This is a genomic window from [Clostridium] hylemonae DSM 15053, from assembly GCF_008281175.1.
Classification (GTDB): domain Bacteria; phylum Bacillota; class Clostridia; order Lachnospirales; family Lachnospiraceae; genus Extibacter; species Extibacter hylemonae.
Genome location: NZ_CP036524.1, coordinates 1259500 through 1285252, shown reverse-complemented (window position 1 = coordinate 1285252; position 25753 = coordinate 1259500). Strand labels below are relative to the sequence as shown.

At 36.0% G+C, this 25753-nt stretch carries 20 protein-coding genes; all 20 read right to left on the bottom strand.

The window, feature by feature from the left end; translation table 11 throughout:
- Positions 1 to 13 precede the first annotated feature (13 nt).
- The 20 genes from rfbG to wecB all read right to left on the bottom strand — a co-directional run bounded on the left by rfbG (position 14) and on the right by wecB (position 25748).
- A complete protein-coding gene (gene rfbG / locus LAJLEIBI_RS05945) occupies positions 14 to 1087 on the bottom strand; it encodes a CDP-glucose 4,6-dehydratase (protein WP_416390390.1) in 1074 nt (357 codons plus the stop codon).
- Positions 1071 to 2042, bottom strand: coding sequence for a glycosyltransferase family 2 protein (locus LAJLEIBI_RS05940; protein WP_006443601.1), 972 nt, complete (start codon positions 2040 to 2042; stop codon positions 1071 to 1073). Before LAJLEIBI_RS05940 ends, rfbG begins: the two co-directional genes overlap by 17 nt.
- Positions 2008 to 2952, bottom strand: a complete 945-nt coding sequence (locus tag LAJLEIBI_RS05935) for an NAD-dependent epimerase/dehydratase family protein (protein WP_006443600.1) — start codon at positions 2950 to 2952, stop codon at positions 2008 to 2010. Before LAJLEIBI_RS05935 ends, LAJLEIBI_RS05940 begins: the two co-directional genes overlap by 35 nt.
- Positions 2953 to 2997: 45 nt before the next feature.
- Positions 2998 to 4725, bottom strand: coding sequence for a thiamine pyrophosphate-binding protein (locus LAJLEIBI_RS05930; protein WP_006443599.1), 1728 nt, complete (start codon positions 4723 to 4725; stop codon positions 2998 to 3000).
- Between the two features lie 11 nt (positions 4726 to 4736).
- Positions 4737 to 6086, bottom strand: coding sequence for a lipopolysaccharide biosynthesis protein RfbH (gene rfbH / locus LAJLEIBI_RS05925; RefSeq protein WP_040435129.1), 1350 nt, complete (start codon positions 6084 to 6086; stop codon positions 4737 to 4739).
- A gap of 14 nt (positions 6087 to 6100) precedes the next feature.
- Positions 6101 to 6877 (bottom strand): glucose-1-phosphate cytidylyltransferase, encoded by a 777-nt coding sequence (gene rfbF / locus LAJLEIBI_RS05920; protein ID WP_040435128.1) that lies wholly within the window; start codon positions 6875 to 6877, stop codon positions 6101 to 6103.
- A gap of 11 nt (positions 6878 to 6888) precedes the next feature.
- Complete coding sequence (locus tag LAJLEIBI_RS05915) at positions 6889 to 8355, bottom strand: hypothetical protein (RefSeq protein WP_205689592.1); 1467 nt, start codon at positions 8353 to 8355, stop codon at positions 6889 to 6891.
- A 193-nt stretch (positions 8356 to 8548) separates the two neighbouring features.
- Entirely contained in the window at positions 8549 to 8941 is a 393-nt protein-coding gene (locus tag LAJLEIBI_RS05910) for a hypothetical protein (RefSeq protein WP_147570364.1), read from the bottom strand.
- A gap of 175 nt (positions 8942 to 9116) precedes the next feature.
- Positions 9117 to 12233 carry a GH25 family lysozyme gene (locus LAJLEIBI_RS05905; RefSeq protein WP_149301904.1) on the bottom strand — a complete coding sequence of 1039 codons (3117 nt, stop codon included), beginning with the start codon at positions 12231 to 12233 and terminating at the stop codon, positions 9117 to 9119.
- A 29-nt stretch (positions 12234 to 12262) separates the two neighbouring features.
- Positions 12263 to 13723: an O-antigen polysaccharide polymerase Wzy family protein gene (locus LAJLEIBI_RS05900; RefSeq protein WP_006443594.1), complete on the bottom strand. Its 1461-nt coding sequence runs from the start codon at positions 13721 to 13723 to the stop codon at positions 12263 to 12265.
- Between the two features lie 27 nt (positions 13724 to 13750).
- A complete protein-coding gene (locus LAJLEIBI_RS05895) occupies positions 13751 to 15292 on the bottom strand; it encodes a lipopolysaccharide biosynthesis protein (protein ID WP_006443593.1) in 1542 nt (513 codons plus the stop codon).
- Positions 15293 to 15325: 33 nt separating this feature from the next.
- The gene (locus LAJLEIBI_RS05890; protein WP_083790617.1) at positions 15326 to 16417 is read right to left on the bottom strand and encodes a glycosyltransferase family 2 protein; all 1092 of its coding nucleotides are present in this window, start codon (positions 16415 to 16417) and stop codon (positions 15326 to 15328) included.
- Positions 16374 to 17525 carry a glycosyltransferase gene (locus LAJLEIBI_RS05885; RefSeq protein ID WP_040435127.1) on the bottom strand — a complete coding sequence of 384 codons (1152 nt, stop codon included), beginning with the start codon at positions 17523 to 17525 and terminating at the stop codon, positions 16374 to 16376. Before LAJLEIBI_RS05885 ends, LAJLEIBI_RS05890 begins: the two co-directional genes overlap by 44 nt.
- A gap of 25 nt (positions 17526 to 17550) precedes the next feature.
- Entirely contained in the window at positions 17551 to 19263 is a 1713-nt protein-coding gene (locus LAJLEIBI_RS05880) for an asparagine synthase-related protein (protein ID WP_006443590.1), read from the bottom strand.
- A gap of 13 nt (positions 19264 to 19276) precedes the next feature.
- Positions 19277 to 20638 carry an O-antigen ligase family protein gene (locus LAJLEIBI_RS05875; protein ID WP_040435126.1) on the bottom strand — a complete coding sequence of 454 codons (1362 nt, stop codon included), beginning with the start codon at positions 20636 to 20638 and terminating at the stop codon, positions 19277 to 19279.
- Between the two features lie 41 nt (positions 20639 to 20679).
- The gene (locus LAJLEIBI_RS05870) at positions 20680 to 21810 is read right to left on the bottom strand and encodes a DegT/DnrJ/EryC1/StrS family aminotransferase (protein ID WP_006443588.1); all 1131 of its coding nucleotides are present in this window, start codon (positions 21808 to 21810) and stop codon (positions 20680 to 20682) included.
- A 6-nt stretch (positions 21811 to 21816) separates the two neighbouring features.
- Positions 21817 to 22857, bottom strand: coding sequence for a glycosyltransferase (locus LAJLEIBI_RS05865; protein WP_242654915.1), 1041 nt, complete (start codon positions 22855 to 22857; stop codon positions 21817 to 21819).
- A 128-nt stretch (positions 22858 to 22985) separates the two neighbouring features.
- On the bottom strand, positions 22986 to 23552 hold the full coding sequence (locus tag LAJLEIBI_RS05860; RefSeq protein WP_006443586.1) for an acyltransferase: 567 nt from the start codon (positions 23550 to 23552) through the stop codon (positions 22986 to 22988).
- Positions 23552 to 24625: a Gfo/Idh/MocA family protein gene (locus LAJLEIBI_RS05855; protein WP_040435125.1), complete on the bottom strand. Its 1074-nt coding sequence runs from the start codon at positions 24623 to 24625 to the stop codon at positions 23552 to 23554. Before LAJLEIBI_RS05855 ends, LAJLEIBI_RS05860 begins: the two co-directional genes overlap by 1 nt.
- A gap of 40 nt (positions 24626 to 24665) precedes the next feature.
- Positions 24666 to 25748 carry a non-hydrolyzing UDP-N-acetylglucosamine 2-epimerase gene (gene wecB / locus LAJLEIBI_RS05850; protein WP_006443584.1) on the bottom strand — a complete coding sequence of 361 codons (1083 nt, stop codon included), beginning with the start codon at positions 25746 to 25748 and terminating at the stop codon, positions 24666 to 24668.
- Between the last annotated feature and the right edge of the window lie 5 nt (positions 25749 to 25753).

Below are 25753 nucleotides of genomic sequence, written 5' to 3'. Positions count from 1 at the left end.
TATCTGCTCTCATTTATAAATTACAGAATTCCATAATTTGATTTTCCATACATTCTTCTATATCAGCATTATTTATGTAACATTCTGACCACTCAATAATTTTATCCATTGCGGTGTCTATATCCCATTTAGCTCTCCATCCAAAAACCTTTTTTACTTTAGAACAATCCAATTTTAGAAAATTTGCCTCATGCGGCCCCCCATCATACTTATTAATCCATTTAATTGCGTTCCCCGTCATTTTCTCCCACTTTTTACAGAACAAATCCACCAAAGCTTCCGTTGTCCAACATTCCGACTCATCAGGCCCAATATTATAATTTCCGGCAAGCTCCTTTTTATCATATTGCATCTGTGCAATCAGTAAATATGCCGCGACCGGTTCTAAAACATGCTGATAGGGTCTAGTTGAAAAAGGATTTCTCACAATTATATCCATCCCTTTAGCCGCTGCTCTGATACAATCAGGCAGAATTCTGTCAGATGCAAAGTCTCCTCCTCCAATGACATTCCCCGCGCGGCATGTTGTAACTGCAATATCCATATTATTAAAATATGAATTGACGTAACTACTTGTCACAAGTTCAGCACAAGATTTTGAGTTAGAATACGGATCATATCCATTTAACATCTCATTCTCCCTATATCCCCACTCCCATTCTCTATTCAGATACACTTTATCTGTCGTGACATTAACAACCGATTTTACCGACGGTGTCATGCGGATGCACTCTAATACATTAACGGTTCCCATAACGTTTGCTTCATAAGTATATACCGGATTTTGATAGGATTCACGTACTAAGGGCTGAGCGGCCATGTGAATGACAATTTCTGGCTGTATTTGAGTGAACACCTCTTTTAAATGCGGCAAATCCCGCACATCTCCCAATACACTTCTCATCCCATCCGCTATTTTGCATAATGTAAACAGATTAGGATTTGTTGGTGGCTCTAATGCATAGCCCGTTACCTCAGCCCCTGCCATCGTCAACATTTTACACATCCAAGAGCCCTTAAAGCCCGTGTGACCTGTAATCAGTATTTTCTTATCCTTAAAAAAATCAAGATTAAAATTCATGCTGATTCTCCTTCTCAATATCAAAAGTTTCAAAATTGAGTCTTTCCTCTTCTATGACTAATGGCCTGTTCATTATTCTGGCATTCATGCTAAGAATGTATTCTCCTATCAAGCCAATGAAAATCAACTGTACGGAACCCAGTATAAACATCCCTATCAATATTGGTGCCATTCCCGCCACAAATCTATCCCAATAGACAATCTTTAATATCAAATAAATGATTGCTACAATAAAGCTTATTACCCCGCATATAACTCCCACAAATGTTGCCAGCCTCAAACCAATTTTAGTATAGGACGTAAAACTTAACATAGCTGCATCATACAATTTGTATAAATTATTGCTTGTTTTTCCTGCACGCCTTTTCTGTTGTTCATAAGGAATCACTTTTTGCTTATATCCCAACTCAGCTACAATTCCCCGAAGAAATGGCGTAGGATCCTTCAAATCACTTAACACTTGTATAAAAGACTTATCATATAACCCAAATCCTGTAAAATGTTCAATTTGCTCTACATTGGAAAATTTTTTAATCAAATTATAATAACATGATCTAAAAAAATACATAACTTTATTTTCTTTACTTTTAGTCTTCTGTCCAACAACAATTTTATAACCGTTTTCCCACTCTTCTACAAATCTGGGGACCATTTCAACTGGATCTTGAAAATCCGCACACATTAATACTACACAATCTCCAGTGATCTGTTGTAATCCATAATAGGGAGAATTAAACTGTCCAAAATTCTTCGCATTAAATATCGCCTTAATTCTACAGTTATCTTCACAAAGATTTCTGATGACTGACCGTGTTAAATCTTCTGAACAATTATCAATATAAATTATTTCATAATCGTAGTCAGATAAATCCGTTTTAAACATGTTAACCAATTCTTCGCTCAATGGTTTTACATTTTTTTCTTCATTAAACGTAGGTATTAATATACTTATTTTTTTCATCTGTATCCTCGCCAAAAACCATTTTTTTAATTCCTTCCGTAAATGCAGTAGATATCTCCCACTCCAATTCCTTCTTCAGTTTGTCTACACTTGGCTCAAGACTGACCGGACCTTCTACACTATACGGTATAGCACCAAAATTCAGCTCACTTTCAGATTTTGTAATGCTCTTCATGTCTTCTACAAATTTCTTCAACACACGTGGCCTTCCTGACGCAATATTATATATACCGTCAGCACAATTTACATTAGCAAATTTAACAAGCACATCAGCTACATCCACTACATATATAAAATCCCAAACTTGACTACAATCCGTCAAATCTATAGCAATATTTCTGCTCATTTTGTATAATGAATCCATAACCAGAGTCCCCGGAAAATCATATTCCCCATATACGCTAAAAATCCTTGCCCATATAAAACGCATACCGTTTTTTTTCGCTATCTTTCCAGTTTCCAGACAAGCTTTATACTTTGCTCTTCCATACTCGGTGACAGGATTACAAACACTCTCTTCATCAACTTTGCCGCTGATTTTACCATACTCTGCCTGAGAACCACTTCCTATAAATATATTACTCTTTAATATTACTGCACTTTTTACAGCCTCAATAGCCGCAGTATAGTTTTTCTGCTGAAGTTCTGCATCATTCCTTGAAGCAGCCCTAACACCTTCCCAAGCCAAATGATAGAAAACATCTACAACCTCATGTATTATATCCGGCAACCGACCTATATCATTTAAATCCAATTCAACGACTTCAATCAGGCTGTTGTCCGGAAGTCTTTCCTTATTTGCTGAGTTTGGTCTTATAACTGCATATATATAGCAATTTTCGTCAAGCAATTTCTGAATCAGGTGCACACCTATAAAACTCGTTGCCCCCGTGACAACTATCTTTTTCATCAACTAACCTCCCACCTTATTTGACAACAACCTGATTTTTATGGGTTATGCATTTTCTACGTTTACTATCCCCAAGTTCATTAACTCTTTATAGAGTTTCCTATCCAACAATGGTTCCTGATCTTGATTTGGTTTTCCAAATTCAAGTTTTGGATAAACATAGGTATTACCATCAAGCTGAATATCTAAAAGAAATGGCCCTGCATTATCTATCCACTCTGAATGGTCTAGGTCATCAAAATTAGATATTTTCCCATTTGGAATTCCATATGCTTCTGCAATTTTACAAAAATCCGGAGCACTGTACCCGCCGTCTTTGTTTGTCAGATAATACTCTCCCCCAAAGTACATTTCCTGAAAATGCCGAATCATCCCTAATGCTTTATTGTTCATAATCACTATTTTTATCGGCAGTTTCTCGCGCGCAATAAACTGAAGTTCCTGAATATTCATCTGAATACCACCATCACCGTTTATGCTGACTATGGTTTTTCCTCCACTTCCATAAAATGCACCGATGGCTGCTGGCAAAGAATACCCCATGGCTCCATGACCACCTGAAAATAAAACCTTTTGCTTTTCTTTAACCACGAAAGACTGAGCTACCCATATCTGATTCTGTCCTACATCCGTAGTTATAATACAGTCTCGAGGAATACAACGGCTTATTTCCTGTATCCATCTATTAGGCTCTCTGTCATCGTATCCCTTAAGCTGCTCTTTAATAGTCCTACATATAGTCAACCACTCTGAGAAGCTCTGTGTACACGAAATGTTTACTGCTGCGTCCAGTGCCTGCTCTGCACTTAACAAGTACTGTTTCTCATCTTCATGCAAAGCATAGGTAAATTCTCCATCATCTATATCTACCCTGATAATCTCTGCATTCGGAGCAAACTTTTCTCTTTGCGCCCCCACCTGTCTGATATCTAATCTGGCGCCTATAGTAATAAGCAAATCACTTTTGGCAACAATAAAATTTGCTGCCCGCTCTCCATAAGCACCAATAAATCCAAAATAATAAGGACTATCAGAAAAAACATCAAATGATATCATACTGGTGACAAACGGGATTTTAAGAGTATTTATCACACATTTCAATTTTTCTTCTAAACCTGATGATTTTATACCATTTCCAAACAAAAAGCAGGGCTGTTTTGCTTTCATAACTGCTTTCTGAAGCTCTTCTTGAAACCGCCGGGCATCATTGCCTTGAAACTCTTTATTATACCCGATCAACTCATCAGCATCGATATCTGCACGTAGCACATTCATAGGAATATCAAGAAGTACTGGCCCCCGTCTTCCCTCCATTGCCATCGCAAAGGCTCTTTCAAGATAATACTTTATTTTATCAGGAGATTCGATATAAACAGCCATCTTCGTTACGCCACTGACCATAGATACAATATCCGTTTCCTGAAACCCTCTCTGTCTGACTCTAAGCCTGTCCTTTGCCTCAAATGTATTAACCTGACCTGTGATAAATATAACAGGCAGAGAATCAAAATAAGCATTGCAGATTCCTGTAACCAGATTTGTTGCTCCTGGTCCTGAAGTAGCATAAGCAATCCCTGGTTTTCCAGAAGTTTGGGCATACCCACACGCCGCAAAGGCTGCCCCTTGTTCATGACTTGTATTATGCGCTGTAATTCGTTCAGAATATTTTCTGAACGAGTCCATCAAATGTGTAATCATTCCTCCTGGATAGCCAAATACATCTGTAATATTTTGTCTAATCAGATACTCAACAATATAATCAGATAGCTTCATCTGTCTCCTTTCTAACCTCTGGCATTTTTAACTGCCTGGCATATCATATCAATCATATAATCAATCATTTCATCCGACATTCCTGGATATACACCTATCCAGAATGTTTGGTTCATGACCATGTCTGTATTCTCCAAACTTCCTACTATACGATATCCGGCCCCGGTCTCCCTCATCTGATTGAAACAAGGATGTTTAATCAAATTACCTGCAAACAACATCCGTGTCTGTATCCCATGTTTTTCTATATGTGATATGATATCATTTCTATTTACGCCTTCCTTGCAGGTAATTAAAAAGCCAAACCAGCTTGGCTTCGAATTATCACAGGCTTCTGGAAGAATTAACTTATCTTCACAACATGCAAGCCCCTCTTTCAAACGGTCAAAATTACGACGTCTCTTTTCTACGAATTCCGGAAATTTTTTAATCTGCGCACACCCTATAGCCGCCTGCATATCCGTAGCTTTTAGATTATATCCAAAATGTGAATAAACATATTTATGGTCATACCCTAATGGCAATTCTCCATACTGCTTATCAAACCGATGCCCACATAAATTATCTTGTCCTGAAGCACATACACAGTCTCTACCCCAATCTCTAAAAGACCTTATACATTTATTCAACAATGCACTGTTCGTGTATACTGCTCCTCCTTCACCCATTGTCATATGGTGCGGCGGATAAAACGATGACGTCCCAATATCTCCTATCGTACCTGTATACTTTTCTTCCCCATTAATCGTATATTTTGAACCCAGCGCATCACAATTATCTTCTATCAGCCATAAATTGTGCCGCTCACAGAAGCACTTTACGGTTGTTAAATCAAAAGGATTGCCTAACGTATGCGCAACCATCACTACCCTGGTTTTTTCTGATAGCGCTTTTTCCAACATATTGACATCAATATTATACTGTGGAATTGTTATATCTACAAATACCGGAATAACACCATACTGTATTGCTGGAGTAACCGTAGTCGGAAACCCTGCAGCAACTGTAATCATTTCATCTCCTGGTTTGACCTGCCGCTCACCTAACAATGGCGACGTCAGAGCCATAAAAGCATTTAGATTTGCCGATGAACCCGAATTAACCAGTGAACAATATTTAACATTAAGGTACTCTGCAAATGTTCTTTCAAATTCATCTGTATATTTTCCAGAAGTAAGCCAGAATTCAAGTGCCGAATCAACAAGATTACACATTTCTTCATTGTCATAGACTCTAGACGCATAAGTTATACGATCACCTGGCCTAAAATCCTTCTTTTTATTATGGAAGGTATTACAGTATATTGCTACCATATTAAGAATTTCCTTCCTTGCCTGTTCCTCAGTTAAATTTTCAAACATAGTTTTTCTCCTCATCAATCCCATATTTTCCAGGGTGCTTTCCCAGATGCCCACAACTCATTTAAATTATCCATTTCTCGTTTTGTGTCCATACACTGCCAATATCCATCAAATATGAAAGCTTTCAATTCTCCTTTTTCTGCTACGGTCTTTAACGGCTCCTTTTCAAATACCGTTGTATCGCCTTCGATATATGAAAATATCTCGGGCTGAAGTACCATATAACCAGCATTAATCCTGGCACCATCATCCATAGATTTCTCTCTGAATGAAGTAATCACTTTATCTTTAGAAATATCAAGCACACCAAATCTCTGCCCTACTGATGCTGCGGTTAACGTTGCGATCTTTCCGTGTGATTCATGAAATTTCACCAACTCATTGATATTTATATCACTGACACCATCTCCATAGGTAAGCATAAAAGGTTCATTTCCGACATATTTGTGTATGCGTTTGATTCTTCCTCCAGTCATAGTACTATAGCCGGTATCTACCAGTGTTACTTTCCATGGTTCCGCCACATTATTATGTATTGTCATTCTATTATTGTCTGTAAAATCAAACGTAACATCACTGTTATACAAATAGTAATCTGCAAACCATTCCTTTATCACATGCTGCATGTAACCGCAACATATTATAAATTCATTATACCCATAATAAGAGTATTCTTTCATGATATGCCATAAAATGGGCTTTTCTCCAATCTCTAACATTGGTTTCGGTTTAAGATGGCTCTCTTCACTTATCCTAGTGCCAAACCCGCCTGCTAAAATAACTACCTTCATCATATCCTCCCTCATCTTTCTATATTTGGCCTGTACATGTAAAAAATCTCTGTTCCACCTGCATCCTCTATTTCTTCCAAATGTAAATAGTCAGATTCTATTTCCTTCATTTCTTCAGATTTATATAGCCTTAATGCGGACAACGTAACATTGTCAAACGCTACTAAATTTCTAGTTTGTTTTAAATAATCTATAATTTCATTGTAATCTTCTTTCGTATACCAGTCAATATATTCTGTGAATGGAGTGTCCAAAGGCATACCCAATTGCACCGCAACCTGAACATTATCGCTTAAAATCAAATCCACCTTTTGCTCCGGCCAAAATTTTTGGATAAATTCAGCTGAAACATCTATATATGTCTCTTCTATTTTACTACTTTTAAGCGGAGACAGCACCTTAGGAAAGACCAGAATTCCTATGGTATCAAAGGACAAAAAAAGAAGACCAATCAGCCCTATATATAGCTTAGCATTATTGCTGCCAGATAACTTTCCTTTCTCCTTATAATATAATAACTTATCCTGTGTAAACAATGCTATGATTATAACTGCAGGCCACACTATCCATGAAAACACTTCATTATGACTTCTACCTTGATAATAGGAAAATATTCCCATCCCCATAACGGGCAAAACAAAATACAATTGGCTGATGATCTTCTGTTCCTTACCCATCTGTTTTTTACTTAACCAATATATATTCTTTATACTTTTGGACAATGAAACCATATATATGGCTACCAGGATCAACCATGGATGCCATAAACTCATCTTAATCATATAAAAACCATATTTATAAAATACTGTTTGCGTAAGAAAAAATTCTGATAGTCTAATCCATGAACCTGTTCGATAATACGTAATGAAAGAAATTAACATAAATATAGCAACAGAACATAAAATAATTAATGAAAATTGTTTTAGTGACTTTAATAAAAATTGTTTAATAGATATTTTATCCAGAAGATTCCAATAGCACCGGAATAGCAGCCAAACAATTGCCACTATCACACCTGTATCTAAGTTAAAAAATATACTTATTGCAGCAATCCAGTATCCCCCTAAAAGCCATGATTTGTTGCTGCAGTCATTTTGAATACATTTATATATAAACAAAATAATCACACACGGAAATAACATTCTATGAGGACAGTATTGCAAATAATATGATCCTTTGTTGCTCAATTCCATCAAACAAGCCACAAAAATAACCGCTAAGGTACTTACCACCGCTAAAAACTTAAACCTTATCGACTTCCAGATGACATAGGCTAAACACCCAAATACTATAAAAACCAATAACATCATCGTCAGGCTAAATCCATACTCCGTTAATTTCCCTCCACCAAATATAAGCGCAATCGGGAGCAGCAAATAAGGATAAAAACCATACATATTGTGGAAATCTACCGTCAAAGTCTGCCCGCTGTATACTCTGTAAACAGGATAAAAGTATGCATTAAAATGGTGCATCATATAAGGATTTCTGTCATATCTGTCAATGACAAAGAGAAAAGATGTCAAAAGTAAGACTACCACTATAACGATTATAAAAACTATATTATACTTTTGCTTGACATAATGTTTTCCTACTACATTTATATATATTGTACTAAATAACACACACATTGATAAAAAAATTATGTTAATTACCAATGCTGTATAATCATTATGGTCTAAAGCCCTGTAAATCGACAGTATGTACCCCCCCCCCCGTACCTTCCAGGCTGATAACCAATAAAATTCCAGTTAAAATAACAGACAAATAACCTTTCGTATAAACATTACTATTTGAAAAACTAACAAATTTTTTCACTATGCTAAAACTTATAAAAAAAATAACCGGATAACTTACCGTACACAAAATATATTGCATTTTTTCTTGTGTTTCTGCTGTAAAATCTGTAATTGGTCTGTAAAAATGCTGTAATATATAATTTACATCCAATTTATCAACAACAAAAACCGAAATCACCAACCCAATGCAGAAGGTAAAAATGGCAGAAATAAAAATAGAGCACCACATCATTTTATATTCCTGTATCTCTGAATGTCTATTCATGACCGTAACCTCTTTATTCGTTGTATTTTTATTATTTCATACGTAAATATACCACACAATAATTTGACTTACAACTACAAATCCAGGGGAGTTGTCAAACAGTTTGCCCCAATTCGCGGTTAACTTTAACAACTCCCCTGAATATCATTTAATACAGATTACATGCTTACAGTTTCTAATTAATCCATACATTCATATCAACATTTCCATTGATGCCATTGACTCTTCCAGAACTGCTGTATTGCCAACATTTATAAGTCCCCTTATATTGAAGCTCCTTATTATACTGTGCAACCCACACCAAACAGTTGGTTAGTAATGACATCTGAAGATTATTATTCATAAAATATGTCCCAGAGTAAATCATAGCTGTGTAACCATAATTTCTTATTTCAGAACAGAAAATATTTGCCAGCAATGTTCTGGTGGACGCACTGAGCTTATCAGCTCTTCCACTATGCGCAGAATCATAATACTCAGTATCAAATGCAACCGGATATGTTATATTATAATTTTTAATGAGATTATATGTATAGGAAGCTTCTTCCCTGGCTTCCTGTACAGTAGTTGCCTGCGAGAAAAAATACACACCAACTTTTATTCCCGCTGCTAATGCCCCTTCAATATTTTGCTTATAATAAGGATCCGCCGCGAGATTCCCACTGGCACTTCCTCTGTATCCCACTCTGATAAAAGCAAATTCCACACCTGCCTCTTTAACCTTCCTCCAGTCTATATTTCCCTGCCACTGTGATACATCAATGCCCATCTTAGAGGCCAGAACACCGCTGCTGTTAAAATAATATCTAATATTATCTATATCCGTATATCCTATTGCAAGTGTACCATCTGATTTCTGATAATACCTGTTAGGCCCACTGGAGAACCATCCCGTACTTCTTATCATAAGCCCGGTCTCCTCATCAAAATAATACCACTTACCATTTATATATTGTTTCCCCTTCTGCATGCTTCCGTCGGCTCCCATATAATAACAATTGGAACCAAAACTGATGAATTGACTGCTATACAGAACGCCCGCTTCGTTAGAATAATATTTTTTTCCACCACTTTCTATCCAGCCAGCTTTCTTTTGAATCTGTCCCGTGCTTTCATCCGCATAGTATAATTTGCCTCCAGTCTGTATGATTCCTTTCTGAAGGCTCCCGTCATTCCCCATGTAATAGGTTACCGCTCCAAAACTTATAAACTGGCTGCTGTAAAGTATCCCGGCCTCATTGGAGAAATATCTCTTTCCTCCGCTATCTATCCAGCCGACCTTCTTCTGGATCTGACCTGTGCTCTCATCCGAATAGTATACTTTGTCTCCAGCCTGTATGATCCCTTTCTGGAGACTCCCGTCAGCCCCCATGTAATAGGTTACCGCTCCAAAACTTATAAACTGGCTGCTGTAAAGTATCCCGGCCTCATTGGAGAAATATCTCTTTCCTCCGCTATCTATCCAGCCGACCTTTTTCTGGATCTGACCTGTGCTCTCATCCGCATAGTATACTTTGTCTCCAGCCTGTATGATTCCTTTCTGGAGACTCCCGTCAGCCCCCATGTAATAGGTTACCGCTCCAAAACTTATAAACTGGCTGCTGTAAAGTATCCCGGCCTCATTGGAGAAATATCTCTTTCCACCACTTTCTATCCAGCCGACCTTCCTCTGGATCTGACCTGTGCTCTCATCCGCATAGTATACTTTGTCTCCAGCCTGTATGATCCCTTTTTGGAGACTCCCGTCAGCCCCCATGTAATAGGTTACCGCTCCAAAACTTATAAACTGGCTGCTGTAAAGTATCCCGGCCTCATTGGAGAAATATCTCTTTCCTCCGCTATCTATCCAGCCGACCTTCTTCTGGATCTGACCTGTGCTCTCATCCGCATAGTATACTTTATCTCCGGTCTGTATGACCCCTTTCTGAATGCTCCCGTCAGCCCCCATGTAATAGGATATCGCTCCAAAACTGATAAACTGGCTGTAGAATATTTCCCCTCCACCGTATGAATAATATTTCTTACCGTTATCTTCTATCCAGCCTGCCTCTAATTTGATTTGGCCTGTGTCAGAATTGGCGTGGTATTTCTTTCCGTTTGCCCCAAAAGTTCCTTTTTGTACGCTTCCATCATCACCCATATAATAATATATGTTTCCAAACCTGATAAACTGATTCGCATACAGTACCCCTTCTTCGTCTGCGTAATACCTTTTACCGTCATCTTCTATCCAGCCAGCCTCTAATTTGATTTCACCAGTAGCAGAGTTTGCATGATATTTCTTTCCTTGCACTTCAAAAGTTCCTTTTTGCTCGCTTCCATCATCACCCAAATAATGATATATACTTCCGAACTTAATAAACTGATTAATATACAGTATCCCTTCTTCGTTTGCAAAATATCTTTTACCGCTGTCTTCTATCCAGCCTGCCTTCAGGTTTACCTGTCCGGTGGCAGGATCGGCATAGTATTTCTTTCCATCCGCCTGAAATATCCCTTTTTGCAAACTACCATCTGCACCCATATAATAATATATATTTCCAAACTTTATAAACTGACGGTTATACAGTTTTCCTTCTTCATTACAAAAATATCTGCTGCCATTTATATCTATCCAGCCGGCAGATTCTGTTAATGCCCCTGTATTTTCATCAAAATAGTATAATACTCCTTCTATTTTCGTAATACCCTTACAGGCCTCTCCATTCCCATTTATATAATATTTTTTACCTTCTCTTTCTGTCCACCCTGTTTGAACACTGAATGTATTATATGTATTCTCAGCAATCTTGTCTTTTGTTATAGCTTCACCATCTATCTGACCTTCCTCAGTATTCTTCTCATTCTTTTCTTCCGAATCGCCTTCTTGACCGGATACAATTACTGGAATTTTCTTCTCTTTATTTCCCATTTGAATACAAATCATCGTCTCACCCTGGCTTATACCTATAGCACAATACCATTGGGCATTTTCTGGCACACCATCTTTAATATCAGCCTCTAAAGATTCCGGTGCCGCAATCTGTATTTTAACAACCGCTTCATCTTCAACAGTTACTTTCAACTCATTTTCCTGCAAATTCAAATCATCAGGCAACGCATAAAAATATCTCTGTTCTCCTATAATGAGATTCATATCTTCTATGCTGAATTTAGGCAATTCCTTCTCATATATCTGTTCTTCACTAATCTCATCTGCCTGATACCCATCCCCTTCATCTGCATATACTGTGGCTGTCTGACAACTAAATACAGCAACCAGCAAAAGGCTCAATATCTTTTTACTTTTCATGTTATACTCCTCCGTTTTTAATAAGTGATCTATTTCCTAATAAATGCGCCTGATATATATTTCCTGTACACCCATGTCAGAAAGTAGCACATTATTATACAAGCCCAAAATCGGAATGTTATTATAAACAACAGCCAGCCAGTCGCTTCTGCCCTCGGCATAAAATATATACTCGTAATGCTTACTAGTATAATAACATTTAAAATTATATTTGTGTTAAATTTCTTGACAAAAGCTATGAGTACCATCCCCAGCAAAACACTAAAAATAATAACTCCTATATAACCAAAATCAATATAGTTTTCTAAAATAAAAGAAGATCCCCAACCGCGTCCTGCCAAGTAAGAGTCTTTATCCATTGCATAAGCTAAATTATGGGAAAGCTTATTACTTAGTAAACCATTGGCCTCGCAATTATAATCAGGCAGTGGTGATGTCCCAAATATTTTCTGTCCAATGCTGCCATACTGAATATAATCAATGAATTCTCCAAAAGTGTAGTTTCGTAAATTTCTTGAAGGCAAATTCCCAATCCATCCGTAGCATTTTGTTAACACCTCAAATGTTACCCCCTGACCATCAAAAAAGTCTTTTATCATTTGAAAGACATTCGAAAACTCTATTTGAACATGACCGCGTATATTAGTAAATATCTTCATTAGTATCAATATGGCCGGTGCACTAATACATAATAACCGCTTTTCAATCTTCCCCAGCCAAACAGAAGAACCTTCAAAGTAATCTCTCAAAATATAATAAGTCAAAATAAACATACTATTCAAAATCAGTGGATTCCTAATACCGATTATCAGTTGAGGTACAGCAGTTAATTCAAATACGGCCAGTGGCAAAAATGCTTTCCTTTTATCTGGCATTGTAGCTAAAAATATACAAAGGCTATATTTCATAAAAGATGCAAAAAGATATACAAAGGAAGGCATCTGTCCACTAAAACCTTGATAAAATTGAACATATGTTTTCCCCGCCATATATACTAACTTTTCTATTTCCTGCACTCCATAAAAAACAGCTGATATGCTAAACACAATCAGTGATATATTCTGAAGACTTTTTTTAAATTCTACTTTTTCATAATTACCTTTATTGATCAAATCTTTATTATTTTTTAACAGTTTACCCGAAACCAAAGCCCCAATATACAGTCCCACCATTGCTATTGCTACCACAAGAAAAGCGAAACGGAAATTTTCCACTGCTTGACCAGATATCGTCCACCATTCCCCTTTACTCAAGGTTCCAATCAATGGACGTGATATTAAAAATGTAAAAATAGCCACTTGAAACAAAAGGAATACAATTTTTTCACGTACGTTATTAAGTGAAAAAATAATATTATTCAGCCATATTAAAAATATAGAAATACTTAAAATGGGTATACTGCTTACCAGCCATCCCTTCAAAAATAATATAAAAGCCAATATTAATATTCCTGTTCTGATAAAACAGTTTACACTTACCTTCTTACTCATCGTTTCACTCCATTCAATGATATATGTCTAGTGAATTAACCTCTTAAGCTTCTCCGGTACAAATCTTTGCAGTAATCCTATAGCTGCCTTAAATTGACTGTCCCGTCTCAGCAAGATCCAAAAAAACGAATTGCCAATCAAACAACAAATGGTCAGTTTAACTGCCAACTCCGCAATTCCACCGCACGTTACTAGTGTACATATCGCGAATACAACCGCACTGACAATAACTGACGTAAAAACATAATACAATAATCTCTTAATGTAATTCCATGGTGATCTGTGGAAAACCACATGAAACAGATTATACAACACCCATGGAAGACCAAACAATCCTTTGGCGAGACAACTTGCAATCAATACTCCATATACTCCAATGAATTGGACAAGAATAAGATTTAAACATAAATTAATGAACGAGACAACCATAGGCCTGAATCTGTCTTCATGCCACATACCGGCCGCATCCTTATATAATTCAAACAGAAGATAGATGTGGCTAACAAAGAAATACGCACAGAAACAAATTACAGCACTGAACTGTAACATGAGTTTCTCAGTCACCCACAGTTTCATAAAAGGCTGAAACAGACATAATAAACAAACTGAGCAAAAGCCAGTCAACCAACAAATCAACAAAGTCATTTTCTTTAAATCAGTGTAATTTTTCTCCTCTGTTTCTGTGATTAGACTATTTCCAATGCCAGCTGTACACGAAGTAAATATTATTCCGACTATGCCTGTTATGGAAGTGACAATATAGAAGTAGTTTTGATAAATAGCTAGAACCCTCAACCCCAAAAACGCTGAAATCACCAATGTATCTGCGGAATTAAATATTACTGTTCCGATTTTTGTCATAAATAAATCTTTTATTTTTTTATTAATCACCTTTATTTCTTCACGCGGCAGCAGGCCTTTTGCCTTATATGACGGATACATTTTGTTTGTTATAAATGCCGTAATTAAATTTGCAACGATCTGTGTAAACACAATTATGATTGTATATAGATAATAACTTCTAAAACAAATCAATGCCATCGCCTGAAGCAAATATTTACAGGTTTCTGTAACCAAACTTACTTTCGTTGAAACATCTGAACGCTGATGTGCAAATAACAGACTGGTTTTATAAGAAAAAAGCCAATATGTACTTACAGTTGATGCCAGATTCATAAAATATAATATATAAATATTTATATTGTCAGGTATATCACTTTTAATTAAATATTTCAAAAAGGGAGTAATAAAGATACCTCCCATTAAAACTACAGTCCCAATTATCCTATAATAAACTTTGTACAACCTCATTAGCATGCATATTTTTTCATGGTTATCTGACGCAATGGGCTGATACATGCTGAATACCATAGCCGCGCCAACACCAGTTTCTGCCAAATTAAGTACCTGAAGAACAGATGTAAACAGTCCATTTAATCCCAGATAATTAACTCCTAATACATATATCATTATTGTACGCATTATAAAAGGCATAAGCATTGAGTATATTTTAAAAATGGTTCCAACTATAATATTTCTAGTTGCATTTCTAGTGCGCTCTATTTTCATCAGATATCCTTTCGTACAGATTAAACTATTTAATCAAATCTTACCATTTAAAATTATAAATCTTATTTTTCTTTTAATACCGGCACCAATCCTGTGTAATACCATATCTATTTTCTTATAATATATTACTAATGCATAATGATTTTTTATATAGAACCAATCTTCTAATTTTTCGGACCAGGTTTTATTTGCAAAACTAATATTTTTGATACTCGTCTTAAACTTTTCATCATATATGATCTTTTTACTTTTATCGATCACCTCTTGGACCGGCAGGTATTGCAGATAATGATTAATTGCTCCCCTCCCGTAATAGTAATATATTGATTCGTATTCAGATTGTGTAATTGTATTGATTTTTTCATAAACATTTAATAGTTCATTCCAAAATTCTTCTCTATATCGACGGCTTGAGCTATTATTCACAGCATTAATGATATAGGCATAATAACTTGTTACTTTTATACTATCAAAATTTGTATATATCTCAAGACAAAAACATAAGTCTTCCGAATATACAAGTTTAGGCTCAAAAAATATATCACTATCTATAAGTTTAGTACGTTTATACAAATATTGAACTGCACTTCCCTGCATAACATGGTTTTTCCAATTTTTATATATTGGAACATCCAGCACTCTTTCTTTTAATATGAGCAATTCCTTTTTCCCGTGTACTCCAGGTTCTAATTGTACTGCATCTTTACTTATTACTCCATTTCTATTTCTGCTAAAATTAAACATTATCAGCTCATCTTTATCTGAAACACTGTTTAGCACCTTCTCCATTTCTTGAGGACACAGTAAGTCATCCGAATCGACAAACGCTACAAATCGGCCTCTCGCTTCTAAAATCCCTCGATTTCGTGCAGCAGATACTCCCTTGTTCTCTTGTGTAAAAATGCGAATACGTTCATCGTCAATTTTACCGCATATTTCCAAGGTGCCATCTTGTGATCCATCGTTTACAATAACTATTTCTAAATCACTTCTTTTAATAGCGATTATACTCTCTATGCAGCTTTCGATTACCTTTTCTGCATTATAAGCTGGAATAATAAAAGTTATAAATGGGGTTGGGCTATTGTTCATTTGATTCACATCTCCAAAATTTTCTATACGCATTCACAAATGCTTCTTCTCCATATTCCTGTATACAACTTTTTCTTATATGAATACAATCATAATTATTATAATTATCATGAACATAACGCAGCGCTGTCGAAACTGATGCGATATCAAACTCGGAAATAAAAACTCCATTATCCTCAGTTATAATATCATCTGCGCCACCATTATGGGCACCTATAATGACATTGCCACTGGCCAATGCTTCTATATAGGCGATTCCAAATGTCTCAATTTCACTCACTAACGCCATAACATTACTTTGTGCCAAAATTTCCGCAACCTTATTTCTAGGCAACGGTCCTGTTAAAATTATCTGATTTTCTCTGTTCCTTGATTTAATTATACCTTCCAGTCTTTGCCTTTCCTGGCCTCCTCCTATTACTTTTAAAATAACATCATCTTTTTCTGAAAAGCACTCACAAAATCCTTCTATAAGTAAGTCCATTTTCTTTCCCGGTATTAAATTTCCAACACTCGTAAATAAAAATGGGCTGAAAGTTTTATAAGAAGATTTGAATATCGGACTGACCATATTAGGCTGAACACATATCTTCCCCCTAAAATCAACCATTTTTTCCACGTACCTTTTCAGATTATTTGAAACGCACACGAAATGGTTACTTTTGTCTACACATTCTCTTAACACCTTTTTCTCGATATCGTTCAGTACTCCTCGCAAAATTTTAGATGAATGTTCTGTAATAACACATTGACACCCATATTTTTCACTTAGACATACCCCGATATAGCCTCCAATCAAAAATGAATGTGCATGAATATTACAAAATCCATAATTTTTAAATTCTTTACCAAATATCCAAACACTGGCCAACTTAAGAAATTTATAATAGAGACGAGGAAAACGGTGCAATATTCCAAATGGATATACATATCTATAAATTGTTATTCCATTTTCAATGTATTTATTTTTCCTAAAATACCTATAATCTTTCTTTGTATTTCTATATGGAATCTCTAAACATAACACTGAAACATTAAAACCAGCCTTCTTTAATGTCTCTGCCTGTTCTTTAAAAAAACTACCATTATTTGGATAACTAATGCTAGGATACCATGACGGAATTATTAAAATATTACTCATCTGTTCTCCTTTATCCTCTATATATTTAACTGCCAAAGTAATAATTCACAGCCCCCAAAACAGTTAGTGCTTGTGTTTTTTCCATAGTTGTACCATTTTTATAATAACTTTCAAGGCATTCTTTTTCCTTTTTATCAAAAACTTTGTTACAAATATTTTCCTCAAAATATCCATCCATAAAACGGCTCAGCTCACACTTACTTTTATACCAATAATCCATTGGATTCATCCCCTTATTGCTTATCTTATCTGTTATTCTAAGTGCTTTCCTCAACTTCCTAGGGCCCGCCGTAATCACTTTTCTAATAAATTGTTCTGCATTTCCAGCAGAAAGCTTACATCCAGACTTTTCCCATTCAAATCCTGCCGCTTCCGGATACTTGGATAATATCCACTTAATATATATATTATGTTTGACCCTTAATTCCGCCGGTATGTTATAACAGAAGCTTAAAAAATCAACATCAATAAATGGCGATGATACCTCCGTATAGTTCTGCCTAATTGAATGTGTGCACATAGCCCCCTGAAATCCTCTTGTATATAGCAAATACATTTCATTATCGCAAAATGTATGTTTATATTCGTCACTAATCCTATCTTTTAATTTTTCTGAATACATCCCCGTTAGTTCCCAATTACCAATTTGCTCTGCTTTTTTATAAAAAGAACCGAGCACCGCATCTCCAAGCTGGCCTGTATGCTCTAATCCCATAAACTCAGAATCAATCATTTCTAAAAGGCGCATTCCCCCTGTAATACCACTATATAAAGATAATCCATTATTCATTTCCACTATTCTTTCAATATCGTACATAAAGCGAGCGTCATTTAAACTTTTTACGACAATCTCGTTTCCCCAATAATCTGCTAAATCTTTCGCAATAAGCTCGTCCTTATAATTAGCTTGGCAGTATGTCAGATGTGTCATCGGTAAATAGCCCATCTCTGCCCCTACCCACATCGTCATTCTGGAGTCCAACCCACCACTTAAATCCGTGTAAATCCTATAGCCATACTCCAAGTCTTTTTCATATTCCCGCTGTATTGCCTGACGAAATTTACTATCAATAATATCAATTAGTTCTTCTTCCTGTAAATCTCTTAAATGACCATCGTCTCTCAAAAATTCAAAATATTTATATATGTGCAACTGCCCTTTACTGATTTTGATATACTGTCCGGCTCCTAATCGCTTTATCTCATGTGCATAGGTGCTATCCTGTTCCATAAATGCAAAAGTCAACATATCGTACATCGCTTTTCTATCGAATGTTAAAGGACAACCGTTTTTCTTTAGTGTGTTTAAAATATAATTAACTTGAGTACCTATGACAAACTTACCGTTCTCAAAATAGTAAAAAACAGACTTGTCACCGACTTGATTGGTATAAACAATCCACTCATCTAAAGCTTTATTATAAACGGCACCACAAAAACTCCCACGAAACTCCTTAAAAAATTCTTCCCCGTTTTTCTTTAACATTTCTTTTACTGTATGGAAAAAATCTTGCTGTCTATACTTCCGCATCAACTCAATTCGATTTAGGATCACTCCTTCGGTAATCAATACAAAGTCATTGTCCTGAGCAAATACTTTATCATCCATAAACTTAGCTAATGTATTGCGATATACTTTATAGCCGCTAATTGGTATTTCCTCAAATACACATTTCGATGGATAAACATTATTTAAATTATTTTTATTGTTAAAATTGGATATATAAATACCTGGCATTTTACTTCCTCCATTAACCCGCTTGATGTAATGTATACCCTGAAGATTTCTCAAACAGAATTGCATATACAAAATAAAAAACAAAACTGATTTCATATAAAAACGGCATATTAGTACTTGTAAACATCGAAATACAAAGATACGATATTTCTATCATTAACAGAATGGCGTAAAGTCTCTTCCGCGTATTATAACATAGTAAAACGGTTTGCTTTAATGCCACCAAAACTAATAGTATAAATACTACACACGCGATTATCCCGTTGTCATACATAAACTGTATAAAAACATTATGTGTATTATTTCCAACATCTCCGTTTCTAACTGTAACTATATGATTCCGGCTAGGATGTCCCAACATGTTGGATTTACTGATTGCTTCAATCCAAATTCCCATTCTGCCAGAAGAGTAATCGTTTATCCCGGCTTTGGCTTTATCATTCCCTTCCATCCTCACCATATATCCGTCTATTAAAGAATTTAAATTTGCGTCTTGTTCTTTTTCTTCTTGAAAACTGACTTCTGGCATGATACTCGTTGCCACCTTATTAACAGGCAAAATAATTAAGGTTACCACAGTGCCTCCAATAAGCAAAATTACAGCCTTCTTTAATAGTTCATACCAGCTTAATTTTACAATAACAGCACCACAAATGAATGCGGCAATAATTACACTGGCAAGTACTACTGTTATTGTCCGACCCCTAGAATAAACAGCAAACGCAATTGAAAACCAAATACATAGCAGGTTTAGAATTTTTACATATTTCTTACCTTTACCATAAAACATAAAACAGGCAATAAGCAGTCCAAATATGGCTGTAATACGCTGCCCTACAGCATTGGCATTAGAAGTCAAACCCAAATATGCCGAAGATCTAATTGGCACAAGTAAAATAGAAGCCACAAAAAACACAATAGTCGGATACAAAAACGCAGTATAAATATGTTCGAATAATTTCTCATAATCTTTTCTATTATTCCAGACAAAAAAAATTGAGGGGAACCCAACCAGCCAAATACATGCAAGCGGCAAATATTCAATGGATATAATTAATCCACTAATCAAACGTATGACGCCAAATCCAAACCATAATAAACATATTGTACTATTTAGTTTGACAGGTTTTAATTCCCTGTCTATGGAAAACACTAATATTCCCAGCATAAAAACGGTACCGATCAGACACTTCAACAATAAATGAACATGTATAGGAAGTATTGCATAGATATAAGCCATAATACTTATCATCATAAAGAACGCTGTCAAAAATTTCTCGCGTATACGCATATCCAATGCTTTTGTAAAATCCCAAATTATATTTAAAACGGAACACATCATTTTCTGTATATTATTATCTAATTTTCTTAACAACTTTTTCTCCTTAGTTTCCAGCTCACTGTATCACTAAATCATTAACTGTCTAATAGGCAACGTTTTATGTTCATACAGATAAAATCGCAGTCCTTTTCACTTAAATATGGATGCATTGGCAGTGAAAGAACCGTATTACATAATTTTTCTGTATTCTTACACTCTACATATTCTTTATTCCTTGAAAATGCAAGTTGGCTGTGCATCGGTTTTATATAATAAACCGCCGTTGGAATATTATGCTTCCGCAAATACTGCTGCAATTTTTCACGCTGCCCAGAACTGTTTAACTGAATCGTGTACTGAGCCCAGCTTGAATAAAAGCCTTCCGGCGTAACCGGCAGTGTTACTATATCTTTTAATCGCTCATTATACATTTCAGCGATCTTATTTACATTATAAAGCTCATATCTTTTAAATGCTTCTAATTTTACCTTTAAAATTGCCGCCTGCAGTGTATCTAATCTGGAATTCATACCTATACGTATATTATCATATTTAACCTTCCCCTTTCCATGCACAGCAATAGAACGCAGATATTTGGCAGTTTCATCATCATTAGTAAAAATCGCTCCCCCATCCCCATAACAGCCTAATGGCTTAGCAGGAAAAAAAGATGTAGTTGCTGCATCTCCAAAGCTGCCGGCACGTTTTACCCCAATCTTTCCCCCAAACCCTTGTGCGCTGTCTTCCAATATACGAAGGTTATATTTTTCAGCCAGTCTTTCCAAGTCAGTGTAGTTTGCCGGAAGACCAAACAAATCTACGGCGATAATTGCCCTAGGCCGTAAGTTTCCCTCCTCAATGACTAGACGGATAGCATTTTCCAATGAGTTTATGTCTGCATTATAAGTTTCTAATTCCACATCATAAAACACAGGAACAGCTCCTGCATGGGCAACAATCTCACCTGATGAAAAAAACGTAAAATCAGGAACAAACACAGCATCTCCCTCATGGATATCCCATGCCATCATCATCATACTCATCGCATCAGTTCCGTTACCACAGGTTACACAGTGTTTAATGCCTACATACTCTGCGAGCAGTTCTTCCAACTCCCCCACTTCATCTCCACTGATAAAATTGCACTTTGAAAGCACACTTTGTATTGCTTTATTTATATCCTTTTCCAGTACATTATATTGCTCTTTTAAATCTCTAAACTGCATGAGTAATTACCTTCCTTCTATACTTGTCAAATCTCCCGCAACCTTTTGTGCCCGGCTCTCCCACGTATTTTCATTAATACAATCTTTAATTTGCTTATACTTATTTAACAATAAGCGTTTATCCTCATGGATAGTTTCTAATACATTTTCTAACTTACCCTCATCATAGGGAATACTAAAGCCGCAACCATACTTTTCCACGAAATTCCCTGCTGCAGTTCCTTTTGTAGCAATAATTGGAACCTGAAAACTAACATACTCTAATAGTTTAATCGGGACAGCCATTTCCATATATAGGCTTGGCTCAAAATAACAACTGCACAGATCCGCCCACGCATAATATTGTTCTAATTCTTTACCATGCTTGTGCACTATATCCACTCGTTCCGTTAAATAATCAGAATACTTATGCTTTGCCATATTCCATTCATTTTCACGACAACATAATTTCAATCTTACATAAGACTTTTGTTTTGCGATTTTTAATAACTTTTCAAAATTGTATATCCCCAATACTCCACCTACATAAAAAATATTTATTGTGCTGTCAGAAGTATTATAATTTTCACTTTTATCATCTACTATTCTCTTATCTGCTCCCGGAGGTAATGTATCAACTTTTGAGACATTCCCCAATCCGTTCACATATTTTCCCATATTAAGCGTCGGTAGATAAATTATATCTAAATATTTTTGATATTGGAACAAATCGTATCTATACATTGGTATAGTCACCATTCTCTGATATAAAGGGACCTTAGCTTTATACTGTCCAAATTTCCAGTGTATGTCACGGTAAAATAAAGCAATTTTTATATTATGTTTTTTACAAAATTTGAAAAAGCCAAAATCCAAAAATGGATATAGCGGTAAATGATTTTTTTCTGTCAGCAATGTTGGCATAGTACTACTCTCAGAATATAAAAAATCATATTTTATACCTTTATTTATTTTTTTCTTTATAGCATTAATGCTCGCTTTTCTTTCCTTGCCATATCCCATTACCACATCAACATCATATCCTATCCTGTCAAATGCCGCCATCATTTTAACAGGCCTCACTTGAGAGCCTGATTTCGCGTCTACATCGATATGATTGGGTATATGAAAAATGCATCTGGGCCTTTTGTCCATAAAGTAATCGCCCCTTCCAAACAATGTAATAAGTTTTTTAATTATGATATCTCCATTATGCCTTGTTCTTTCTTTTCATAACATCTTTTGCAAGATTTACACTGCAATTCCTCATCTAATTTGTTCCCACACTCACATACCCATCCAATTTGCCGGGCCGGTACCCCTGCCATCAAAGCATAATCAGTGACATCACTAGTTATCACTGCACCAGCAGCAACCATCGCCCATCTCCCAATCGTATTGCCACAAACGATTGTCGCGTTGGCACCAATAGTGGCTCCTTCTTTTAAAATTGTTTTTTTAAATCCTTTTCGTCCCTTTGGATACTTGGCACGCGGAGTCAAATCATTAGTAAAAACTGCTGAAGGACCACAAAAAACGTAGTCCTCCATTTCAACACCTTCATATATTGAAACATTGTTTTGCACTTTTACCCCATTACCAATTTTAACATTATTGGATATGTTTACATTTTGTCCAAACGAACAGTTCTCACCAATGCTCACTCCACTTTGGACATGAGAAAAATGCCAAATTTTTGTTCCCATTCCTATTTTTACATCCGAATCAATATAACTACTGGCATGTACAAAATAATCATCCATCAGAATTCCCCCGTCATATCTACACTTGCAAAATCTTTTAATGGAAATTTAACCGGCTTTCCTTCCTTTTGGCTCCTATAAATAGCCAAAACAAGTTCCAATGCATTTTTTCCAGCATACGCGTCTACATAGGGTTTACGGTCATTTTCAATTGCCTCAATCATATCTGCATATAAACTTGTATGACCGTTACCATATACATTACTTGTTTCTTCTTTCAGGCCTTTATTTTTATCATCCAAATCTGACTCATCGGCAAAATCCCAGACGTCAATATTATTGGTAGATTTTCCTCCCAGTTTTACTGTCCCATTTTCGCCAAACAGGTACAGTGTTTCCTCCAGGTTATGGGGATACACATTAGTTGTTCCCTCTATTGTTGCGACTGCACCATTTTTAAATTTTACAACTGCCATTCCAATATCTTCTGCTTCTAAATAATGATGAAATTGCTGTCTTGTAACACCATAGACTTCTTCAATGTCATCACCGAGCATCCAGCGAAGTAAATCAATTCCATGAATACACTGGTTCATTAATGCTCCCCCATCTTGAGCCCAAGTTCCTCTCCATGGAGCCTGCCTATAGTAATCAACTCCTCTATTCCAACGTACATGAACAGAACCGTGAGAAAGTTTTCCAAACCTTCCGCTTTCTACCGCTTTCCTCATTTCCTGAACAGCAATATTAAACCTGTTTTGGTGGCAGGCCGAAACTTTAATATGACGTGCTTCTGAGATCTTAATAATTCTATTGGCATCCTCAATGCTCATTGCCATAGGTTTTTCTATAATAACATGAGTTCCATGTTCAATACAACTGATTGCAATCTCAGCATGAAGGCCACTTTCTGTTGCAATCCCGACTAAATCCAATTGATTTTCTTTCAACAGTTTTTTATAATCCGTATATCGTCTAATATTCTGATTGTCCTGTAAACTATGCTCCTTCAATACTTTTTCCATATGTTCTGGAACAATATCGCATACAGCAATCAGTTCCAGATTATTATTAATGATTGCTTTTACATGGTTCGTAGAAATTCTCCCACATCCTATTAAGGCACATTTCATAGCTATTCTCCTTTTTATCAAAGCTTTAATCATTCCTTTTTTACGAATATAAAATTTCACACAGCTTTTCCGCTGCTTTTCCATTCCCATAATACAAATTTGATTTTTTTTCGTCAATAACAGTATACATAACTTTATCCACAATGTCATCAGCTTTTGGTTTTGCCAAAATATTGTGGTTCCCAGTTAATGTCTCTATCCATTCTGTCTGATCTCTAATTGTCACACATGGCGTATTAAGAATATACGCCTCCTTTTGAAGTCCACCAGAATCTGTAATTGCCTTTTTTGCACCTTTCACAAGATATAACATATCAAGATAACTAACTGGCTCGACAAAAAAAATATTATCATAAAAATTGTTCATTCTTAAAGTATTTACAAAATCTTTTGTTCTTGGATGGACCGGAAAGATAACTGGTGCATCTAAGAGGTCAAAAGCCCTTAAGATTTCTCCAACTTTTTCTACCATGTCCGTATTTTCTGCTCTGTGGACAGTAGCAATATACCAATCTTTAAGAAGAGGAACCGCCTTATCCAACCCAGTTAACCGCGAAAAATAATACTCTTTTGGCCTTTCATCAAGCATTTTCGAATAATACAATACGGCATCACACATTACATCACCAATATTGTATACTCCGCTCACTATTCCTTCTTTCTTAAGATTATCGACAGCCGTACTCGTTGGGCATAATAATAAAGAGGAAATGCGATCAGTCAAAACCCTGTTCTGTTCCTCAGGCATCTTCATATTGTATGACCGCAGTCCTGCTTCTACATGAATTACCGGAACATTAATTTTACTTGCCGCTAAAGCACCTGCTAAAGTAGAATTTGTATCTCCATACACCAATATATAATCTGGTTTTTCCTTCAGTAAAATATTTTCAATTCCGATCAACATCTCAGCTGTCTGTTTGGCATGCGTACCGGAGCCTACCCGCAAATTTATATCCGGTTTAGGAATATTTAACTCATCAAAAAAAATTTCCGACATATTTCTATCATAGTGCTGCCCTGTATGGACCAGAACCTCTTCATGTGTTTTCCTCAAAATACGTGAAACTGCAGCTGCCTTCACAAATTGTGGTCTTGCCCCAACAATTGTAACTATTTTCATATCAA

What these genes read in the sequence shown, in the direction of transcription:
- LAJLEIBI_RS05940 (WP_006443601.1), bottom strand. Translation starts at nt 2,042, where the DNA reads ATGAAAAAAATAAGTATATTAATACCTACGTTTAATGAAGAAAAAAAT.
- LAJLEIBI_RS05935 (WP_006443600.1), bottom strand. Translation starts at nt 2,952, where the DNA reads ATGAAAAAGATAGTTGTCACGGGGGCAACGAGTTTTATAGGTGTGCAC.
- LAJLEIBI_RS05930 (WP_006443599.1), bottom strand. Translation starts at nt 4,725, where the DNA reads ATGAAGCTATCTGATTATATTGTTGAGTATCTGATTAGACAAAATATT.
- rfbH (WP_040435129.1), bottom strand. Translation starts at nt 6,086, where the DNA reads ATGTTTGAAAATTTAACTGAGGAACAGGCAAGGAAGGAAATTCTTAAT.
- rfbF (WP_040435128.1), bottom strand. Translation starts at nt 6,877, where the DNA reads ATGAAGGTAGTTATTTTAGCAGGCGGGTTTGGCACTAGGATAAGTGAA.
- LAJLEIBI_RS05915 (WP_205689592.1), bottom strand. Translation starts at nt 8,355, where the DNA reads ATGATGCACCATTTTAATGCATACTTTTATCCTGTTTACAGAGTATAC.
- LAJLEIBI_RS05910 (WP_147570364.1), bottom strand. Translation starts at nt 8,941, where the DNA reads ATGAATAGACATTCAGAGATACAGGAATATAAAATGATGTGGTGCTCT.
- LAJLEIBI_RS05905 (WP_149301904.1), bottom strand. Translation starts at nt 12,233, where the DNA reads ATGAAAAGTAAAAAGATATTGAGCCTTTTGCTGGTTGCTGTATTTAGT.
- LAJLEIBI_RS05900 (WP_006443594.1), bottom strand. Translation starts at nt 13,723, where the DNA reads ATGAGTAAGAAGGTAAGTGTAAACTGTTTTATCAGAACAGGAATATTA.
- LAJLEIBI_RS05895 (WP_006443593.1), bottom strand. Translation starts at nt 15,292, where the DNA reads ATGAAAATAGAGCGCACTAGAAATGCAACTAGAAATATTATAGTTGGA.
- LAJLEIBI_RS05890 (WP_083790617.1), bottom strand. Translation starts at nt 16,417, where the DNA reads ATGCGTATAGAAAATTTTGGAGATGTGAATCAAATGAACAATAGCCCA.
- LAJLEIBI_RS05885 (WP_040435127.1), bottom strand. Translation starts at nt 17,525, where the DNA reads ATGAGTAATATTTTAATAATTCCGTCATGGTATCCTAGCATTAGTTAT.
- LAJLEIBI_RS05880 (WP_006443590.1), bottom strand. Translation starts at nt 19,263, where the DNA reads ATGCCAGGTATTTATATATCCAATTTTAACAATAAAAATAATTTAAAT.
- LAJLEIBI_RS05870 (WP_006443588.1), bottom strand. Translation starts at nt 21,810, where the DNA reads ATGCAGTTTAGAGATTTAAAAGAGCAATATAATGTACTGGAAAAGGAT.
- LAJLEIBI_RS05865 (WP_242654915.1), bottom strand. Translation starts at nt 22,857, where the DNA reads ATGATGGCGGCATTTGACAGGATAGGATATGATGTTGATGTGGTAATG.
- LAJLEIBI_RS05860 (WP_006443586.1), bottom strand. Translation starts at nt 23,552, where the DNA reads ATGGATGATTATTTTGTACATGCCAGTAGTTATATTGATTCGGATGTA.
- LAJLEIBI_RS05855 (WP_040435125.1), bottom strand. Translation starts at nt 24,625, where the DNA reads ATGAAATGTGCCTTAATAGGATGTGGGAGAATTTCTACGAACCATGTA.
- wecB (WP_006443584.1), bottom strand. Translation starts at nt 25,748, where the DNA reads ATGAAAATAGTTACAATTGTTGGGGCAAGACCACAATTTGTGAAGGCA.